Raw genomic sequence first — 16,670 nt, 5'->3', positions numbered from 1 at the left:
GCGCGAACACGTCAGCGCGCCGACAGGAAGCCGTGGCCCAGCGGGTCGCTCGGATCGACGAGGCAGGTGCCGAGGCCGGTGAGGTAGGCGCTGCCGGTTATGCGCGGGATGACGGCCGCATGGCCGCCAACCTGCGTCGTCCGGTCGATGGTGCCGGTGAAGCGGGTGCCGATCACGCTCTCGCAGACCACCGGCTCCCCCACGGCGACCTTGCCTGCACGGTGGAGCGCGGCGAACTTGGCGCTCAGGCCCGTGCCGCACGGCGAGCGGTCCACCTGGCCGGCGCCGAACACCACCACATGGCGCAGCGCCGCCGGGGCATCGGTTGCCTTGGGCGCCTTTGACGCCGAGAACTCCACGAGGTCCACCGTGTCGATATCGAGCGTCGGATGGCTCACGGCCACCGTGCGGTTCACCTCGTCGCGCACGAGCATGCCGAGGCGTGCGTAGGCGGGAGCCGTCTCGGGGCCGATGTCGCCGAGGCCCAGGCCGTCGGCGTCCGCAAGTGCGAAGAAGCTGCCGCCGAAGGCGATGGTCAGCGGCACGGTGCGCCCTTCCACCTGCACCGCGACATCGTCCCGGTAGACGAACGACGGCACGTTCTCGAACGACACGGACTCCACCGCGCCGCCGCGTACCGCGGCCGTGGCGCGGATAAGCCCGACGGGCGCCTCGAGCACGACTTCGTTCCCGCCCGCGCGCGCCTCCACGATCCCGGCCTCCAGCACAGCCGTGACCACGGCGATGGCGCCGTGCCCGCACATATTGAGGTAGCCGCCCGTGTCCATGAACAGCACGCCCACGTCGGCCCGCGGGTCGACCGGCCGGCACAGGAACGCGCCGAACATGTCGTGGTGGCCGCGCGGCTCCAGCATGAGGGCCCGCCGCAGGTCGTCGGCGTGCCGTTCCATCCAGCGGCGCTTCTCGATCATCGTGGAACCCGCAGGCTCCGGGAAGCCTCCCACGGCCACCCGGCAGGGCTCCCCGGCCACGTGCACGTCCACCACCTTCACGGCCGCCTCGAACCGGCCCAGATCCACGCTCGCCTCAACGTCCATGCGCCCTCCCGTTCGCCTGCCTCGCCTTGCCTTCCGAGCATACCATACGGGCGTCCGTGCAACTTGCGCGGCCCCGCATGCAACTGGATCTCAACGGCCTTGCGCCGGCCCCGTTTGGTCGGGCATACTGGCGGCGTTGGCCAACCACCGCAACCTGACGACGGAAGGCGCGCACCATGAACGTGACCATCACCGAGAACCCCGCGCTCGACGACATCGAGGTGTCCGTCGCGTGCCCGCGCATCGACGAGCGCGTGCAGCGCATCGTGTCCGCACTCGGGGCCTTCGACCGCGCGCTTGTCGGCGAGCGCGACGGGGCGACGTACCGGCTCGACGTCGACGACGTCTGCTATGCCGAGACCGTGGACGGCAAGACGTTCCTCTACACGGCCGACGCCGTGTACCAGACGCCGCTCAAGCTCTACGAGCTGGAGGAGCGGCTGGCAGGCACCGAGTTCGTGCGCGCATCGAAGCAGATGCTCGTGAACTTCGACCACGTCGCGTCCATCCGGCCCGCCCTGAACGCGCGCCTGCAGCTCATGCTGGACAACGGCGAGGCCGTCATCGTGTCGCGCCAATACGCGCCCGTCATCAAGCGGAAGCTCGGGCTGTAACCGCCGTGTGAGACGTCAATCCCGTCCCCGAGTCTCGTTTCGAAGGAGTTCGCCATGAAGAAGATCATCGTCCAAGCCGCCTCTGCCGCGTGCATCATGTTCACCATCGTCATGCTGTGGTTCACGGGCATGGGCTACCTGTTCGCCGGGCCGAGCTACGGGCTCAACCTCACCATGAGCGTGTTCGGCGCCGCCCTCGGGATGGCGGCGCTCCAGGCGCTCTGGTTCACCGGCGCCGTGTTCAGGAAGCTCGCCTACCCGGCGCGCATAGCGGGCTTCGGCGCATGCGGCCTGCCCGTGCTGGCACTCTGCGCGTGGGCGGGCCCGTGGTTCCCGCTCGACGATCCCGGCGTCTGGGCAGCCTTCGCCCTCGTGTACCTGTTCATCCTCGCGGGCGTCACGGCAGGCTACACCATCTACTTCAAGAAGACCGCCGGCGGCTACGACCAGGCCCTCGCCCGCTATCGCGAGAAGAACCGCCGCTAAGCGGCCGCCTGCCCCCGTCCGTCTCTCACCCCACAGAAAGGCATACCCATGAAAGAGAAGCTCGCCTTCGGCACGAAGGTCATGGTCGCGCACGTCCTCACCTACACCCTGTGCGGCTTTGCGGCCCTGTTCCTGTTCGACTACCAATCCTCGGTGGAGGCCATCGGCATGCGCCCCCTGGACGACCCCATCGTCGGGCTGGCCCCCGTGTTCCAGATCGTGCGCGGCGCGCTGTTCTCCCTCGTGCTCTGGCTCATCCGCCCTGCGTTCATGGGGCGCAAGCACGGCTGGCTCGTCGTGTGGGCGGTCATAGCCATCATAGGCATCTTCAATACGCCGGCGCCTTCGCCCGACTCCATCGAGGGCTTCATCTACCTCGCCCCCACAGACGCGCCCCTGGGCATCAGCATCGGCGGCACGCTCGAGATACTCGCGCAGACGCTCCTGTTCAGCGTGGCCGCAACCTGGTGGGTCAAGCGACCCGCGCGTCACGCCTCCGGTGCGCCCGGCTCCTCGCCAGCCGGCCCCGACACGGCGAAGTCCTCCGACCCGAAGTTCTGATAGAAGCGCCCCGCATCGGCCGTGAAGCGCAGCACGCAGTAGTCGGGGTCGGCCACGCCCAGCGGATAGTACGTCGTGTCGCCGTCCTGCCAGATGAGCTCCTTCGCCCACGCGTCCTCGAGCACCTCCATCGTGCCCTTGAGCATGACGCCCCGGAAGAACCGCCGGTCCATGAAGTAGAGGCACGCCTGCGGGTGCGCGCGATAGTGCCGCACCCGCATCGACGAGGTGTTCGTGGTGAAGTAGAACGTGCGGATGCCCTCGCGGCGGCGCGGCGGGAGCATCGCCTTTATCTCGGGGAAGCCATCCCCGTCCACCGAGCCGATAAACGACGCGTTCTGGTGGTCGATGAGGTTGCCGATGGTCTGCTCGGGATCGCGCATCATGAGCGCGCCTTCTTCTTCGGCGCGGCGCGCAGCATCATGAGCGCCTCGGCATCGCGCAGGATGGCCTCGCTCGTCACCTCGATCATGAGCCAGCGACCCATGCTGCTGTCGGCCGAGCGCTCGTACAGCACGCGCACGTACGGGTCGCACGCGGGCAGCAGCGCCTCGGCTTCGTCTTTCTCCTTCGAGCCCACCGACACCATGCAGATGAAGAAGCCGTCGCGCGGGTACACCGTGCAGAGCGCGCGCCCGCGCGCCTTGTACTTCACGTTCCAGCCGGGCGCCCCGCCGCAGCGGCTGTACTCGATGCGCGGTTGGGCGCCGTACGTCTCGTCGACGAACACGGTGAACGCATCCCATAGGGGGTTGTCGATGTGGGCGGCGATATCCTCCATCGACGGCTCGCGGTCTACGGGGAACAGCTCGTGCCAGGCAACCATGGGCATCCTCCAATAATCAAGGGGCGGCTAGGGGCAGTATAGCATGGATTTCAAGCTTATGATCGGGAATTTAAGAACTTATGTTCCTAATTTATCACGCCAGTTGGGGAAGCTTGCCAGCCACCGGTTCGCCCCACGCCCCCGAAGCGCCCGCCCGCCCCGCAGCTGTTGCCCCTCCAACGGTTTAGACAGCCGCCGAGGCCGCCTGCCGAAAGGGAGCCGCCGCGGATGACGCCTCGGCTACCGTTGGCCCCGGCGCAGGCGGGCCGCCGGGAGCCATGGTATATGATTTACCTCGTAATAGTAATGCGTATCGATAAGGGCGGCGCCGCGCGCGGCCCCGCATGAAAGGAAGGACGCATGGGCATCTACGTCATCACCGGCGCGTCGAGCGGCATCGGCGCGAAGACGGCCGAGATCCTGCGCGAACGCGGCCACGAGGTGGTCAACATCGACCTCAAGGACGGCGACATCGAGGCGAACCTGGCCACGAAGGAGGGCCGCGCGGGCGCCATCGCCGAGCTGCACGAGCGCTATCCCGAGGGCATCGACGCCATGATCTGCAACGCGGGCGTGTCGGGCGGCAAGGTGCCCATCTCGCTCATCATCTCGCTCAACTACTTCGGCGCCACCGAGATGGCCAAGGGCGTGCGCGACCTTTTGGAGAAGAAGGGCGGCAGCTGCGTCATCACGTCGTCGAACTCCATCGCCCAGGGCGCGGCGCGCATGGACGTGGCCGGCATGCTGAACAACCAGGCCGACGAGGACCGCATCCTGGAGCTCGTGAAGGACGTCGATCCTGCCGTCGGGCACGTGTACTACGCCTCCACGAAGTACGCGCTCGCCCGCTGGGTGCGGCGCATGAGCCCCGACTGGGGCTCGCGCGGCGTGCGCCTAAACGCCATCGCACCGGGCAACGTGCGCACGGCCATGACCGCGAACATGCTGCCCGAGCAGCGCGCGGCCATGGAGGCCATCCCCGTGCCGACCCACTTCGGCGAGGAGCCGCTCATGGAGCCTATCGAGATAGCGAACGCCATGGCGTTCATCGCCAGTCCCGAGGCCAGCGGCATCAACGGCGTGGTGCTGTTCGTGGACGGCGGTACCGACGCCCTGCTCAATTCCGAGAAAGTCTACTAGGAGGCGCACATGGTCATCAACGATTTCGTCACCGCGATGCAGGGCAAGGACCACAAGGGCCTCGCGGCATGCTTCACCGAGGACTGCCGCCTCGTAGACTACTGCCCCTCCATGGTGAAGCGGCAGAACACGTTCCTGTACGGGCGCAACGCCATCGAGATGTCGTTCCACAACAAGTTCATGTTCGGAGGCTTCACCATGCGCGACCCGCGGATCGTGAACGAGCGCACCGTGAACTTCTACGCCGACTACAACGGCACCATCATCCACGCCCTCGCACAGATCGAGAACTGCAACGACGGCGTGTGCAGCCTGGATGACAGCCTGATCAAGGAGCTCGTCATCCGCCCGGCGTAGGCGCATGAAGTCCCGAGCGCCGCATGGGTGGCGCGCGGGATGCAGGCGTGACAAAGGGACGGGGATAATGTCACGTTCCTCGTTGAGGCGCGGGGCTGCAAAACGCCCGAGAACGTGACATTATCCCCGTCCCTTTGTCACGCCCCCAAACGGAGGACGGCCGCTTGCGCGGCCGTCCTTGTTTTCTCTATTCGGTTTTCTCCGAGGCGTAGAAGGTTGCTTCCTCGAACACATCCCCAATCGACTTGCCGTCCACGAAGGGAAGCGTCATGAACTCGCTCACCGTGGGCACCAGCTCGCTCGCGTCCACGTAGTGGCCCTTGTCGTTGAACTGGGCCGTGTCCTGTGCGCGCCAGTAGCGGTCGTTCACGTCGGTCAGGTAGTACGTTGCGCCGCCGACCTCCATGTACACCGAATGCTTGGCGTGCAGGTAGTTCGGCAGCTCGTCGAACGAAACGTCGAGCGCCTCCGCCGATTTCACACCCATAGCGGACCCCTTTCCTCGGGAATAAGCCTTGGCACACATCATAGCAAGAACTCCTGCCGGTTGCACCCGCAAAAGCATCTCGTTTTCATATTGCCGGGTGCGCGGCGAAAAACCGCTCAGCAATGCGCGCGGCCTCGGCAGCGTCCTTGCCGTAGTAGTCCGCGCCGATCTCGCGCGCGTAGTCGGCCGTGAGCACGGCACCGCCCACGAACACCGCCGTGCCCGGTACCTGCTCGTGCAAAAGCGCGATGGTCTGCTCCATGGCACGCACCGTGGTGGTCATGAGCGCCGAGAGGCCCACGAGCCGCGCCCCATGCTCGCGCACCGCCTGCACCACGCGCTCGGGCGCCACGTCGCGGCCCAGGTCGATCACCCGGTAGCCGTAGTTCTCCAAGAGCATGCGCACGATGTTCTTGCCGATGTCGTGGATGTCGCCCTGCACGGTGGCCAGCACGATGGCCGTGCCGTCGTCGGTGGGAACGGCCTCCCCCTGGCGCGAGCGCACCACGTCGAAGCCGGCCTTTACCGCCTCCGCCGAGGCCATGAGCTGCGGAAGGAAGAACTCGCCGCGCTCGAAGCGCTCCCCCACGGCATCGAGCGCCGGGATGAACACGCCGTCGATGACGTCGAGCGCGTCGTGGCCCTCCAGCAGCCGCTCGGTCGCAGCGACCATGGGAGTGGCGCGCCCGGTGAGGATGAGGCGCTCCATGGCGCGCACCTCGTCGGCGGCGTCCGCGAGGGCGGGCGGCGCCGGCATGCCCGCCGCGCCGCCTGCGCCCCCTTCTGCCGCACCGGTGCGCGCCCCGTCCGGCGCCGCGGCCCCGGCATCCGCAACGCCCCCAGAAGCCCTGGACGCAGTCCGCGCCGCATACGGGTCGGGCGCCCCGGCATAGTGTTCCACGTAGGCCGCCGCCCCGCGGTCCTGTCCGCTCAGCACGCGCCATGCCTCCACGGTGTCGCGGCAGCGGGCGTCCAGCGGGTTCAGGATCGGCAGGTCGAGCCCCGCCGCGAGCGCCGCAGCCAGGAACGTGGCGTTCACGAGGCCGCGCTGCGGCAGGCCGAAGCTCACGTTCGACACGCCGAGCACCGTGCGCACGCCCAGGCGCTCCTTCACCAGCCGCACGGCGCGCAGGATCTCACGCACCTCGTCCTGGTTCGTGGCCGCCGCCATGACCAGGCAGTCGATGGCCACGTCGCAGCGCGGGATGCCGTGGGCCTCCGCGGCCGCCACGATGCGCTCGGCCACGGCGAGCCGCCCCTCGGCCGTGGGCGGGATGCCGTCCTCGTCGAGCGTGAGGCCCACCACCGCGCAGCCGTAGCGCGCCACCACGGGCAGCACGGCGTCCAGATTCGCACGCTTGCCGTTCACGCTGTTCACGAGCGGTTTGCCGGCATACCCGCGCACGGCCGCCTCGATGGCCGCCGGATCGCTCGAATCCACCTGCAAAGGCGCCGTCACCGTGGCCTGCAGGCGCCCAACGGCCGCCGCGAGCACGGCGGGCTCGTCCAGCTCCGGCAGGCCCACGTTCACGTCGAGGATGGCGGCGCCCGCCTCCTGCTGGGCCACGGCCTCGCCCACCAGGTAGTCGTAATCGCCCGCGCGCAGGGCCGCCTTCAGCTTCGGCTTGCCCGTGGGGTTGATGCGCTCGCCGATGACGACGGCGTCCGCGCGCCCCTCCGTCAGCTCCACGGCCTCCTGGGCGCTCGTCACCGTGAAAGCGGACGGCGGCGTGCGCGGCGCCGGCGTGCGGCCCGCCACGAGGGCCGCCAGCGCCGCGGTGAAGGCCGGGTTCGTGCCGCAGCAGCCGCCCACCACGCTCGCGCCCGCCTCCACGATGCGCTCCATGACGGCGGCGAACTCTGCGGGCTCCACGTCGTACACGGTTCGTCCCTCCACGATGTGCGGCAGCCCGGCGTTCGGTCGCACCACCACGGGGCAGCGCGAGCAGCGCACCAGCTCGCGGGCCACCGGTTCCAGCTCCGCAGGCCCCAGCGAGCAGTTCACGCCCACCACGTGCGCGCCCAGCGACGACAGCACGGCCGCCGCCACGCCCGGGGGCGTGCCGAGGAACGTGCGCCCGTCCTCGCCGAACGTCATGGAGGCGAAGATGGGCAGGTTGGAGAAGTCCTTCGCCGCCAGCACCGCCGCCTTCGCCTCGCGCAGATCTGTCATGGTCTCGATGAGCACGATGTCGCACCCGGCGTCCACCACCGCGCGCACCTGCTCGGCGAATATCTCGTAGGCCTCCTCGAACGGCAGCGTGCCCAAGGGCTCCAGCAGCATGCCGATGGGGCCGAGACCGCCCGCCACGTAGCGGGCGCCGGCCGCGCGGGCGTTGGCCGCCGCCGCGCGGTAGACGTCGGCCACCGTCGCGCGGCCCTCCAGCTTGTGCGCGTTGGCGCTGAACGTGTTCGTGGTGATCATCTCGGCTCCGACGCGCACATAGCCGACATGGATGTCCGCGATGGCGTCCGGGTCGCTGAAGTTCAGCAGGTCGGGCAGCTCGCCGTGCGCCGTGAGGCCGCGTTCCTGCAGGAGCGTGCCCATGGCGCCGTCCTGCACGAGGTAGTCCTGCCCGCGCAGCACGCGCTCGAGGTGCGCGTCGGCGATGCGCAGCCCCGCGAGCGGGTCGGGCAGGCCGGCGCCAGCAGGGGCGGCGACAAAGGTGCGGGCAGCGGGCATGTTCTCATCCATGGCAGGTCCTTCCCTGGTCTCTGAGCGCGCAGCGTCCGGCCAGCGCGCACGAAGCGCACGTCGAGCGTGCCGAAGCGTTCGACGGCTCGCCCTCGAACAGGCCCACGACGGCCGTGACGCTCTTCGTGGGCACGAGCAGGTTGCCCGCGGTGGCGGCGAGGCCGATGCGGCGCGGCGCATCGAGCGCCGCAAGGAACGCGGGCTGCACGGCAAGCGGCAGGTCGCCGAAGCCGGGGCTGTAGCGGAAGTTCGTGCGCAGGCCGCGCGCGGCGGCCTCGGCCACGATGCGGGACTCCTCCGCGTCGGCCGCCGCCTCCACGAGCGCCGATGCGGCAGCCCCGTACAGGAGCGCGTCCGTGGGGCTCGTGGCCGTGCGAAGGCGCAGCGCCCGCTCGCTCTCGGCACCCAGCGTGCACGCCATGAGCACTGCCTCGCAGGCGCCGTCCAGATGACGCGCGATGTCGCGCCCTTCCAGCACGAGGCCGCACCCCGCCAGCGCCACGTGCCCGGCATCCGAGGCTGCATGATCCACGGGAAACGCGGCATGGAGGCAGCGCGGGCGCAGGCGCTCGCAGGCGACCACGGCCTCGTCGAAGCGGCGCGCGAGGTCGGCATCGAGCTTTTGCCCGTCGTAGCCCAGGTAGCGCAGCGCCTCGTCCCTATCGACGCGCAGGCCCTCCGTCACCATCAGGCGCGCCCGCCGGCAGGCTCCCCGGCGCCGCGCACGGCCGCCTCGCCCGCCGGGCGCCACGACGCGCGCAGCGCGCCCGCGCAGGCCCGTGCGATGTCGGGCTGATTCATGGTGTACACGTGCAGGCCGTCCGCGCCGTGCTGCTGCAGGTCCGTCAGCTGGGCGCATGCGTACTCGATGCCCGCCGCGCGCAGCGAGCCCGGGTCGTCCTCGTACTTGGCCAGAAGCTTGATGATGGGCGATGGCAGCGAGGCTCCGCACATGAACACCATGCGCTGGATCTGCGCCTTCCCCAGAAACGGCATGACGCCGCACGCGATGGGCACGGCGATGCCCGCCGCGTCGGCCGCCTCGCGGAAACGGTAGTAGTACGAGTTGTCGAAGAACAGCTGCGTGACGAAGAAGCACGCGCCCGCGTCCTGCTTCTGCTTGAGGTGCGCCACCGATGCGCGGAAGTCCGTGCATTCGATGTGCCCTTCGGGATACGCCGCCGCCCCCACGCAGAATCCCTCGTCTGCCAGGCGCATGACCAGGTCCTTCGCGAAACGGAACGGCCCTTCCGCCGCCGGCGCGTCGGCCGTGCGGTCGCCGCGCAGCGCGAGCACGCTGGCTATTCCCTTGCGCTTCAGGTCGTCGATGGCGCGCGAGATGGACTCCTCCGTGGCGCCCAGGCAGGTGAGGTGCGCCACCGTGGGGATGTCGAAGTCGTCGTGGATCATGGCGGCCACGTCGGCCGTGGCCTGCCGGTTGCCGCTGCCGCCCGCCGAGTACGTCACGCTCACGAAATCGGGCAGCAGGTCGGCCAGCTCGGCCGCCACCTCGTGCGCCGCCTCAAGCGTGAGATCGCCCTTCGGCGGGAATATCTCGAACGAGACCGGCTGGCGGCCCGCCGCACGGGCGGCCGCGTATATGTCTGCAACGCTTCTCATGGGGGTCATTATACGGAAGCGCCCGGGCCGCGGCAAACCCGCGCAGCCCGGGCGCGCCGGAAGGGGCGTTATCGGCGGCGCCGGCCCCGAGCCTTCGCAGGCACCCGCCAAGAAGGGCGCCGGAGCACCTGCGAGGCCTCGGACGAACACCCTCGCGCCGGAAGCCCGCCTACCCCCGCACGGCGGAGCGCAGCTTGCCCAGCGGCACGAACGTGAGCACCGCGCCCGCGATGACGAGGATGAACACGAGGGAGGACACGAGCCACGATGCCTCCGCCACGTGGATGCCCACGCCGATGAGGGCCCACAGGAACACGAGCGGGAACGCCACGTCATCGTACATCTTGCGCATGACGTAGCCGAGCGCGAGCACGCCCGCCGTGAGCGCCACCACCGACAGCCCGTTGAAGAACGCGATGCCGCCGTCCAGCGCGCGCGTCACGAGGATGGCCATGTTCGCCAGCGCAGCCACCGTGACCCAGGCCGTGTAGATGGAGATGGGCACCCAGCCCCAGCCCGACTTCGCCGACCGGCGCACGTTCAGGTACAGGGCCGCGAGCACCGCCCACTCGGCCAGGATGACGATGAACGAGATGCCCACCAGCTCGAAGTGCCACAGCGCCAGCCACAGCACGTTCAGCACGCAGCTGCCGATGAACAGCACGGACACGGGCGTGAAGCGCTTGGCGCGCAGGGGCGCCTCGCGCGTGTAGGCCACGAGCCACCCGATGAGCGCCACGTAGATGAGCGACCAGATGGAGAACACGTAGCCGGCCGGCGTGAACCACGTGTACACGCCGTAGGCCACCGTGGCCGACGTGTTGCCTCCCACCTGTCCGCCCTCGATGACAGCGTTGCCCACGAGGGTGAGCGCGTAGACGATCCACATCGTCACCGTCTCGACGGTCAGGTAGCCGCCGCGTTCGAGCTTGCGGCCGGTTTTCGTGCTGCGGGCACGTTGCACGACGCCCGGCGCCGCCGTGGCATGGTAGGCATGGTTGGGCATGATGCACCTCGCTTTCCCAAGGGGCGCGGAAAGCGCCCTCGATTCGATTGGTGCAGCCCAGTGTAGCGCGGCGCCGAGGCCGGGCCGTTACGGCCACATGGCAGGTATCCATCGCTTCGGCGCAGATGAGGGGCGCAAAGCTCAACGATGACGAAGATGCCGCCCTTCCCGCGCCAGCCGGAGGCCCTCCCTCATATCAGCCGGCCGAAACCATGCGAGCAAAGGCGGCCGCCCCGGCGCATGCGGTCAACCTCGGGGATTGCCGTATGCGCCGGACAGCCCCCTAGCACGCGAGCACTCGGCCGGCTGATGGGATGACGAAAGGATCGCCTACGGTGTCCTTATGCGCAGGAAGTCTCCTGGCGCGAGCTCTTCGGCGACCGTGAACGCATACGCCTCGGCGGAGCGGTTCGCCACGGCGACGAGCACGGGCGCGGGACACGGGTCGTCCGCATCGGGCCGCGGCAGCCAGGCCAGGTCGCGCACCCGCACGCCGAAGGATGCACGGCCGGGGGCGACGGCCTCCAGCTCGTCGCCCTCGCAGAAGCGGTTGCGGCACACGGCCTCCACGCGCCAGGCGCCGTCCCCCGCGGGGGCGCATGCACGCACGTCGGCCGCGTGCAGGCACTCCCTCACGTAGCCGTCGCGCTCGGGCGACTGCTCGGCGGGCCCGTAGTAGAAGCCGGTGGAGTACGGCCGGTGCGACACGCACGCGAGCTCGGCCGCGCCCTCGGCCGGGTCGGCCCCGTCGAGCACGCGGCGGTAGGCATGCACGACCGACGCCACGTAGAACGCCTTCTTGTTGCGCCCCTCTATCTTGAGCGAGTCCACGCCAGCTGCGGCCAGATCGTCCAGGTGCTCCACCATGCACAGGTCCTGCGCGTTCATGACGTAGGTGCCGCGCACGTCCTCCTCCACGGGGTAGAACTCGCCGGGACGCTGCTCCTCCACGAGCGCGTAGCTCCACCGGCAGGGCTGGGCGCAGTGCCCCTTGTTGCCCGAGCGGCCGGCCATGGCCGAGCTCAACAGGCAGCGTCCGGACACGGCCATGCACATGGCCCCGTGCACGAAGGCCTCCAGCTCCAGCTCGCGCGGCGCGTCGGCGCGCATGCGGGCGATGTCGGCCACGCTCATCTCGCGGGCGCACACCACGCGGCTCGCGCCCAGCTCGTGCCACATGCGGGCCGCCTCGGCGTTCATGACGCCGGCCTGCGTGCTCACGTGCAGCTCGACATGCGGCGCGTGCCGACGCGCGAGCGAGAAGGCGCCGAGGTCGCTCACGATGAGCGCGTCGGCATCCGCCGCGTCGAGCGCCTCCAGGTACGCCGGCAGCGCGGCCACATCGTCGGCGCCCATGAGCGCGTTCACGGCCACGTAGGCCTTCGCGCCGGCCGCATGAGCGCAGGCCACGGCGTCGGGCATGTCATCGAGCGCGAAGTTCGCGGCACGCTGGCGCAGCCCGAAGCGGTCGCAGGCGAAGTACACCGCGTCCGCCCCGAAGCGCACCGCCGCCTCCAGCTGCGCCCGCCCGCCGGCCGGCGCGAGGAGTTCGGGGGTATGTGCCGTCTGATTTCGCATGCGCCGTATTGTAGCGCAGGACAGCGGTGCCGGAACCCATCGCTAAAGCCCCGAGCACGGAAGAAGGCGTCACTTTCGCGAGTTTTCCAAGTGCCAACCGGAAAACTCCTTCTTTTTGAAAGTTTTCCGGTTGGCACTTGGAAAACTTCGACAAAAAAGGGACGACCCACCGGGCCGTCCCTTCTCGATGCGCGCAATGCTTGACGCCCTACCCCTCGTAGGTCACGCGGGCGCCTTGCGGGGTGTCCTCGATAACGAATCCCAAGCCGCATAAGCCGTCGCGGACGGCGTCGGCGCAGGCCCAGTCCTTGGCAGCGCGGGCGTCGGCGCGGGCGGCCAGGAGCGCGTCCACGGCCTCGGCGGCGTCGGCGCCCTCGTAGCCGGCGATGTCGGCGGCCAGCGCCACGACCTCGGCCGGGTAGGCGCACGCGCCGTCGGCAGCGTCGGCGGCGGCCTCCACGTCGATGCCGAACACGCCCATCAGCTCCACGATGAGCGCGCGGACGTCGCGCACGGGCGGCACGTCGGACAGCGACAGCGTCTTGCCCGCCGTCTGCGCGTTCACGTCGGCGATGAAGTCGAACACCTCGCCGAGCGCCTTGCACGTGTTGAAGTCGTCGTCCATGGCCAGGATGAAGCCCATCTTGGCCGCGCGCGTGCGCTCGATGAGCGCGCGCAGGTCGAGCGGCGAGGGGATGTCCTCGGCGTTGTCCAGCAGCCAGTCCAGGTTCTTCACCGCGTTCTCGATGCGGCAGAGCGCCGATGCCGCCTCGGCCAGGCGCTCATTGGAGAAGTCCAGCGGGCTGCGGTAGTGCGTCTGCAGCATGAGGAAGCGCAGCACCTCGGGGCGCGTCACCTCCAGCACCTCGCGCAGCAGCTTGAAGTTCCCCAGCGACTTGCTCATCTTCTCGGAGTTGATCTGCAGCATGCCGCCGTGCATCCAGTGGTTCGCGAACGTGCAGCCGCACGCGGCCTCGCTCTGGGCGCGCTCGTTCTCGTGGTGCGGGAACACGAGGTCGCCGCCGCCGCCGTGGATGTCGAAGGGCAGCCCCAGGTACTTGCGCGACATGGCCGAGCACTCGATGTGCCAGCCCGGGCGGCCCTGCCCCCACGGCGAATCCCACGCCGGCTCGCCGGGCTTGGCGGCCTTCCACAGCGCGAAGTCGAGCGGGTCGCGCTTGCGATCCTCGATGCCCTTGCCGTCGGCGCGCAGCTCGCGGTGGCCGGCCTCCATCTCGTCGACGTTGCGGCCCGAGAGCGCCCCATAGTCCGAGAACGAGCGCACGCTGAAGTACACGTCGCCCTCCACCTCGTAGGCGTGGCCGCCGTCCACGAGCTCGCCGATGAGCTCGATCATCTCGGGGATCTCCTCGGTGGCCTTCGGGCGCACGTCGGGATCGAGCACGTTCGCGCGGCGCATGTCCTCGATGAACGCCTCGGTGTACTCGGCGGCCACCTCGGCAGCGCTGCGCCCCTCCTCGAGCGACTTCGCGATGATCTTGTCGTCCACGTCGGTGACGTTCTGCACGAACTTCACGTCGAAACCGCGCCACATGAGGTAGCGGCGGATGTTGTCGAAGCTGATGAACGTGCGCGCGTTGCCCACGTGGATGTAGTTGTACACGGTGGGGCCGCACACGTACATGCCGACCTTGCCGCGCTCGATGGTCTCGAAGTCCGCCTTCTCGCGGGTCTTGGTGTTGTAGAGCCTGATCATGGAATTGTCCTCGCATCCTGCCTGTCCGAGCGCACGCCCGAGCGGGCGCACGTCAACCTGAAATTCTAGCACAGCGGGCCGATCCGGCCGGCTTCCCGGAGGAACCGACCTTCTAGCTACATCGGCAGAGCAGGCACGCGGCCGTGGCGGAGATGCCCTCCTCGCGGCCCTCGAAGCCCAGGTGCTCGGTGGTGGTGGCCTTCACGCCCACGTTCTCCACGGGAATGCCCATGGCAGCGGCCAGGTTCGCGCGCATGGCGTCGCGGTGCGGCGAGAGCTTCGGCGCCTGCGCGGCGATGACGGAGTCCACGTCGAGGATGGCGTAGCCCTCCGCGCGCACCTTGTCGGCCACGGCGGCCAAGAGCTTGAGCGAGTCAGCGTCCTTGAAGGCCGGGTCGGTGTCGGGGAAGAGCTTCCCTATGTCGCCGCCGCGGATGCCGCCGAGCAGGGCATCGGCGATGGCGTGCGCGAGCACGTCGGCATCCGAGTGCCCCAGGAGCCCGCGCGCATGCGGTATGTCCACGCCGCCCAGGACGAGCCTTCTCCCCTCAGCGAACGCGTGCACGTCGTAGCCCTGCCCGATGCGCAGAGAGGACGGATCGAACGAGCCCGTCATTCCTCCGCTCCCTTCATGTAGTTGGTGCGCACGGCGGCGGCCAGCATGAGGTAGTCCTCGGGCACGGTGAGCTTGATGTTGTCGCGCTTGCCCTCCACCACGAGCACGCGGCCGCCCAAGCGCTCGATGAGCGACGAGTCGTCGGTGCCCATGAAGCCGTCGGATAGCGCCGAGGCATGCGCGCGACGGTAGATGCCGGCGCGGAACACCTGCGGGGTCTGCGCGTTCCAGAACACGCGGCGGTCGGGCGTGCCCACGATCACGCCGTTCTCCACCACCTTGAGCGTGTCGACGGCCGGATGCGCCACCACGGCGCCGTCGCAGTCGATGTTGCCCTTGAGCGTGGCGATGGTGTGCGCGATGAGGTCGGGGCTGATGAGCGGGCGGGCGCCGTCGTGCAGGATGACGTACTCGTAGTCGTCCGGCACGAACTCCAGGCCCGAGAACGCCGACTCCTGGCGGCTGGGGCCCGAGGGAGCCACCACGATGGGCGTGACGAACGGGAACGGGTCCACGGCGCGCTTGAGGTACTCGGAGCAGCGGTCCTCGGGGCACACGATGACGATGAGCCCGATGTCGCCCACCGCGTCGAACGCCTCGGCCGACCAGGTGAGGATGGGCTTGCCCGCTATCTCCACGAGCTGCTTGCCGCCCTCCTTGCCGAAGCGCTCCCCCGTTCCGCCGGCCAGTATGATGGCCGCGGTCTGCGGGTTCTTGTCGACCTCGCCCTTCAGCCCGTGCAGCGACTGCGCGATCGTGTCGATGTCCAGGCTGTCGCACGCCAGCTCCGGCGCGCGCAGCACCTCCGACGAGAACACGGGATCGATTGTCTTGGTCATGGAATCTTCCTCTCCGCCTTGCGCTGTTCCGTTTCCGCCCTACCCGCTGCGCCCGCGGGCCTAATCCCGCTCGCCCGGCTGGCGCACGGTGATCTCCTGCGCCTTCAGCGACACGCGGGAATGCGGAGGGATGGACGAGGTGACGAACGCGGAGCCGGCGATGACCGACCCCTTCCCGATCACCGTCTCGCCGCCGAGCACCGAGGCGTTGGAGTAGATGGTCACGTCGTCCTCGATGGTGGGATGGCGCCGCACCCCGGCGAGCCGCTGCCCGCCGCGCGTGGACAGCGCGCCCAGCGTGACGCCCTGGTAGAGCTTCACGTGGTCGCCGATGACCGTGGTCTCGCCTATCACCACGCCCGTGCCGTGGTCGATGAAGAAGTACTCGCCGATCTGGGCGCCCGCGCCGATGTCGATGCCCGTGCCGCTGTGCGCGAGCTCGGTCATAATGCGCGGGATGATGGGCACGTCCTGCTGGTAGAGCACGTGCGCGATGCGGTACACGTAGATGGCGTACAGGCCCGGGTACGAGAAGATGACCTCCTCCTTCGAGCCCGCCGCCGGGTCGCCGTCGTAGAGCGCCTGCACGTCGGTGAGCAGCACCCGCTGGATGCTGGGCAGCTCGTCGAAGAACACCGTGCACACCTCGGAGGCGCGCTCGCAGATGTGCTCGGGCGTGCCGCCGCACAGCGACCGGGCCGGGTCGGCCTCCCCGGCGTCGCGGTCGTCGGACGTGTAGGCCAGCGCGAGGACGATCTGCTCGCGCAGCGACCGCTCGATCTGGATGAGCGTCTCGCCGATGAAGTACTCGGGGCTGGTGGACGGCGTGAGCATCTCGTCGCCGAAGTAGCCCGGAAACAGCACCCGACGCAAGTCCTTGAGAACTCCCTTCACGGCCGAGCGGCTGGGAAACTGCCGTCCGGGCTTCGTGAAGAATATCTCGTCGGCCTCGTAGTTCTTCTCGATGCCCTTCACGATGCGATCGAGGTTGTCTCCGAACATAGAACCTCCTGTGGTCGGTCGGCTTGGCGGCGCGCTGGGAACATGCCGTCAACGCGGCGTTTCCCCAG

General features: G+C 69.1%; 18 protein-coding genes. 5 read left to right on the top strand and 13 right to left on the bottom strand.

What is annotated here, in order from left to right; all coding sequences use genetic code 11:
- Positions 1 to 11: 11 nt before the first annotated feature.
- Positions 12 to 1,058: a proline racemase family protein gene (locus C1877_RS09755; protein WP_114569052.1), complete on the bottom strand. Its 1,047-nt coding sequence runs from the start codon at positions 1,056 to 1,058 to the stop codon at positions 12 to 14.
- 176 nt (positions 1,059 to 1,234) lie between these two features.
- On the opposite strand from C1877_RS09755, the gene C1877_RS09750 reads away from it, so the two are divergent.
- The 3 genes from C1877_RS09750 to C1877_RS09740 are packed head-to-tail and all read left to right on the top strand — an operon-like array spanning position 1,235 to position 2,719.
- Positions 1,235 to 1,672 (top strand): LytTR family DNA-binding domain-containing protein, encoded by a 438-nt coding sequence (locus C1877_RS09750; protein WP_015538653.1) that lies wholly within the window; start codon positions 1,235 to 1,237, stop codon positions 1,670 to 1,672.
- A 54-nt stretch (positions 1,673 to 1,726) separates the two neighbouring features.
- Positions 1,727 to 2,158 carry a hypothetical protein gene (locus C1877_RS09745; protein WP_015538654.1) on the top strand — a complete coding sequence of 144 codons (432 nt, stop codon included), beginning with the start codon at positions 1,727 to 1,729 and terminating at the stop codon, positions 2,156 to 2,158.
- 48 nt (positions 2,159 to 2,206) lie between these two features.
- Positions 2,207 to 2,719, top strand: coding sequence for a hypothetical protein (locus C1877_RS09740; protein ID WP_114569051.1), 513 nt, complete (start codon positions 2,207 to 2,209; stop codon positions 2,717 to 2,719).
- On the opposite strand, the gene C1877_RS09735 is transcribed toward C1877_RS09740, so the two are convergent.
- Both C1877_RS09735 and C1877_RS09730 read right to left on the bottom strand, forming a co-directional pair.
- Positions 2,647 to 3,105, bottom strand: coding sequence for a pyridoxamine 5'-phosphate oxidase family protein (locus C1877_RS09735; RefSeq protein WP_114569050.1), 459 nt, complete (start codon positions 3,103 to 3,105; stop codon positions 2,647 to 2,649). The two genes, C1877_RS09740 and C1877_RS09735, sit on opposite strands and share 73 nt — an antisense overlap.
- Positions 3,102 to 3,545, bottom strand: a complete 444-nt coding sequence (locus C1877_RS09730) for a DUF3788 domain-containing protein (RefSeq protein WP_114569049.1) — start codon at positions 3,543 to 3,545, stop codon at positions 3,102 to 3,104. Before C1877_RS09730 ends, C1877_RS09735 begins: the two co-directional genes overlap by 4 nt.
- A 360-nt stretch (positions 3,546 to 3,905) precedes the next feature.
- On the opposite strand from C1877_RS09730, the gene C1877_RS09725 reads away from it, so the two are divergent.
- Together C1877_RS09725 and C1877_RS09720 are read left to right on the top strand one after the other, a co-directional pair.
- The gene (locus C1877_RS09725; protein ID WP_114569048.1) at positions 3,906 to 4,685 is read left to right on the top strand and encodes an SDR family oxidoreductase; all 780 of its coding nucleotides are present in this window, start codon (positions 3,906 to 3,908) and stop codon (positions 4,683 to 4,685) included.
- Between the two features lie 9 nt (positions 4,686 to 4,694).
- Positions 4,695 to 5,042: a nuclear transport factor 2-like protein gene (locus tag C1877_RS09720; protein ID WP_015538659.1), complete on the top strand. Its 348-nt coding sequence runs from the start codon at positions 4,695 to 4,697 to the stop codon at positions 5,040 to 5,042.
- A gap of 187 nt (positions 5,043 to 5,229) precedes the next feature.
- Here C1877_RS09720 and C1877_RS09715 read toward each other — a convergent pair whose 3' ends face one another.
- From C1877_RS09715 to C1877_RS09670, 10 genes are all read right to left on the bottom strand, one after another.
- Positions 5,230 to 5,529 carry a hypothetical protein gene (locus C1877_RS09715; protein ID WP_015538660.1) on the bottom strand — a complete coding sequence of 100 codons (300 nt, stop codon included), beginning with the start codon at positions 5,527 to 5,529 and terminating at the stop codon, positions 5,230 to 5,232.
- Between the two features lie 85 nt (positions 5,530 to 5,614).
- Complete coding sequence (locus tag C1877_RS09710) at positions 5,615 to 8,224, bottom strand: homocysteine S-methyltransferase family protein (RefSeq protein ID WP_244909844.1); 2,610 nt, start codon at positions 8,222 to 8,224, stop codon at positions 5,615 to 5,617.
- Positions 8,217 to 8,912, bottom strand: coding sequence for a vitamin B12 dependent methionine synthase (locus tag C1877_RS09705; protein ID WP_114569047.1), 696 nt, complete (start codon positions 8,910 to 8,912; stop codon positions 8,217 to 8,219). The genes C1877_RS09710 and C1877_RS09705 overlap by 8 nt, the downstream gene beginning before the upstream one ends.
- The gene (locus tag C1877_RS09700; protein WP_114569046.1) at positions 8,912 to 9,844 is read right to left on the bottom strand and encodes a methylenetetrahydrofolate reductase; all 933 of its coding nucleotides are present in this window, start codon (positions 9,842 to 9,844) and stop codon (positions 8,912 to 8,914) included. The genes C1877_RS09705 and C1877_RS09700 overlap by 1 nt, the downstream gene beginning before the upstream one ends.
- 169 nt (positions 9,845 to 10,013) lie before the next feature.
- Positions 10,014 to 10,850 (bottom strand): TspO/MBR family protein, encoded by an 837-nt coding sequence (locus C1877_RS09695; RefSeq protein ID WP_015538925.1) that lies wholly within the window; start codon positions 10,848 to 10,850, stop codon positions 10,014 to 10,016.
- Between the two features lie 330 nt (positions 10,851 to 11,180).
- On the bottom strand, positions 11,181 to 12,428 hold the full coding sequence (locus C1877_RS09690; RefSeq protein ID WP_114569045.1) for a U32 family peptidase: 1,248 nt from the start codon (positions 12,426 to 12,428) through the stop codon (positions 11,181 to 11,183).
- A gap of 208 nt (positions 12,429 to 12,636) precedes the next feature.
- The gene (gene cysS, locus C1877_RS09685) at positions 12,637 to 14,145 is read right to left on the bottom strand and encodes a cysteine--tRNA ligase (RefSeq protein WP_114569044.1); all 1,509 of its coding nucleotides are present in this window, start codon (positions 14,143 to 14,145) and stop codon (positions 12,637 to 12,639) included.
- Between the two features lie 112 nt (positions 14,146 to 14,257).
- Positions 14,258 to 14,761, bottom strand: a complete 504-nt coding sequence (gene ispF, locus C1877_RS09680; protein WP_015538926.1) for a 2-C-methyl-D-erythritol 2,4-cyclodiphosphate synthase — start codon at positions 14,759 to 14,761, stop codon at positions 14,258 to 14,260.
- The gene (gene ispD / locus C1877_RS09675; protein WP_015538927.1) at positions 14,758 to 15,600 is read right to left on the bottom strand and encodes a 2-C-methyl-D-erythritol 4-phosphate cytidylyltransferase; all 843 of its coding nucleotides are present in this window, start codon (positions 15,598 to 15,600) and stop codon (positions 14,758 to 14,760) included. Before ispD ends, ispF begins: the two co-directional genes overlap by 4 nt.
- A gap of 60 nt (positions 15,601 to 15,660) precedes the next feature.
- Complete coding sequence (locus C1877_RS09670) at positions 15,661 to 16,602, bottom strand: serine O-acetyltransferase (protein WP_015538928.1); 942 nt, start codon at positions 16,600 to 16,602, stop codon at positions 15,661 to 15,663.
- Positions 16,603 to 16,670 lie beyond the last annotated feature (68 nt).

Source organism: Gordonibacter pamelaeae, assembly GCF_003340385.1.
Classification (GTDB): Bacteria; Actinomycetota; Coriobacteriia; order Coriobacteriales; family Eggerthellaceae; genus Gordonibacter; species Gordonibacter pamelaeae.
This window is presented reverse-complemented; position numbering and strand designations above follow the sequence as displayed.

What these genes read in the sequence shown, in the direction of transcription:
- C1877_RS09755 (WP_114569052.1), bottom strand. Translation starts at nt 1,058, where the DNA reads ATGGACGTTGAGGCGAGCGTGGATCTGGGCCGGTTCGAGGCGGCCGTG.
- C1877_RS09750 (WP_015538653.1), top strand. Translation starts at nt 1,235, where the DNA reads ATGAACGTGACCATCACCGAGAACCCCGCGCTCGACGACATCGAGGTG.
- C1877_RS09745 (WP_015538654.1), top strand. Translation starts at nt 1,727, where the DNA reads ATGAAGAAGATCATCGTCCAAGCCGCCTCTGCCGCGTGCATCATGTTC.
- C1877_RS09740 (WP_114569051.1), top strand. Translation starts at nt 2,207, where the DNA reads ATGAAAGAGAAGCTCGCCTTCGGCACGAAGGTCATGGTCGCGCACGTC.
- C1877_RS09735 (WP_114569050.1), bottom strand. Translation starts at nt 3,105, where the DNA reads ATGATGCGCGATCCCGAGCAGACCATCGGCAACCTCATCGACCACCAG.
- C1877_RS09730 (WP_114569049.1), bottom strand. Translation starts at nt 3,545, where the DNA reads ATGGTTGCCTGGCACGAGCTGTTCCCCGTAGACCGCGAGCCGTCGATG.
- C1877_RS09725 (WP_114569048.1), top strand. Translation starts at nt 3,906, where the DNA reads ATGGGCATCTACGTCATCACCGGCGCGTCGAGCGGCATCGGCGCGAAG.
- C1877_RS09720 (WP_015538659.1), top strand. Translation starts at nt 4,695, where the DNA reads ATGGTCATCAACGATTTCGTCACCGCGATGCAGGGCAAGGACCACAAG.
- C1877_RS09715 (WP_015538660.1), bottom strand. Translation starts at nt 5,529, where the DNA reads ATGGGTGTGAAATCGGCGGAGGCGCTCGACGTTTCGTTCGACGAGCTG.
- C1877_RS09710 (WP_244909844.1), bottom strand. Translation starts at nt 8,224, where the DNA reads ATGGATGAGAACATGCCCGCTGCCCGCACCTTTGTCGCCGCCCCTGCT.
- C1877_RS09705 (WP_114569047.1), bottom strand. Translation starts at nt 8,912, where the DNA reads ATGGTGACGGAGGGCCTGCGCGTCGATAGGGACGAGGCGCTGCGCTAC.
- C1877_RS09700 (WP_114569046.1), bottom strand. Translation starts at nt 9,844, where the DNA reads ATGAGAAGCGTTGCAGACATATACGCGGCCGCCCGTGCGGCGGGCCGC.
- C1877_RS09695 (WP_015538925.1), bottom strand. Translation starts at nt 10,850, where the DNA reads ATGCCCAACCATGCCTACCATGCCACGGCGGCGCCGGGCGTCGTGCAA.
- C1877_RS09690 (WP_114569045.1), bottom strand. Translation starts at nt 12,428, where the DNA reads ATGCGAAATCAGACGGCACATACCCCCGAACTCCTCGCGCCGGCCGGC.
- cysS (WP_114569044.1), bottom strand. Translation starts at nt 14,145, where the DNA reads ATGATCAGGCTCTACAACACCAAGACCCGCGAGAAGGCGGACTTCGAG.
- ispF (WP_015538926.1), bottom strand. Translation starts at nt 14,761, where the DNA reads ATGACGGGCTCGTTCGATCCGTCCTCTCTGCGCATCGGGCAGGGCTAC.
- ispD (WP_015538927.1), bottom strand. Translation starts at nt 15,600, where the DNA reads ATGACCAAGACAATCGATCCCGTGTTCTCGTCGGAGGTGCTGCGCGCG.
- C1877_RS09670 (WP_015538928.1), bottom strand. Translation starts at nt 16,602, where the DNA reads ATGTTCGGAGACAACCTCGATCGCATCGTGAAGGGCATCGAGAAGAAC.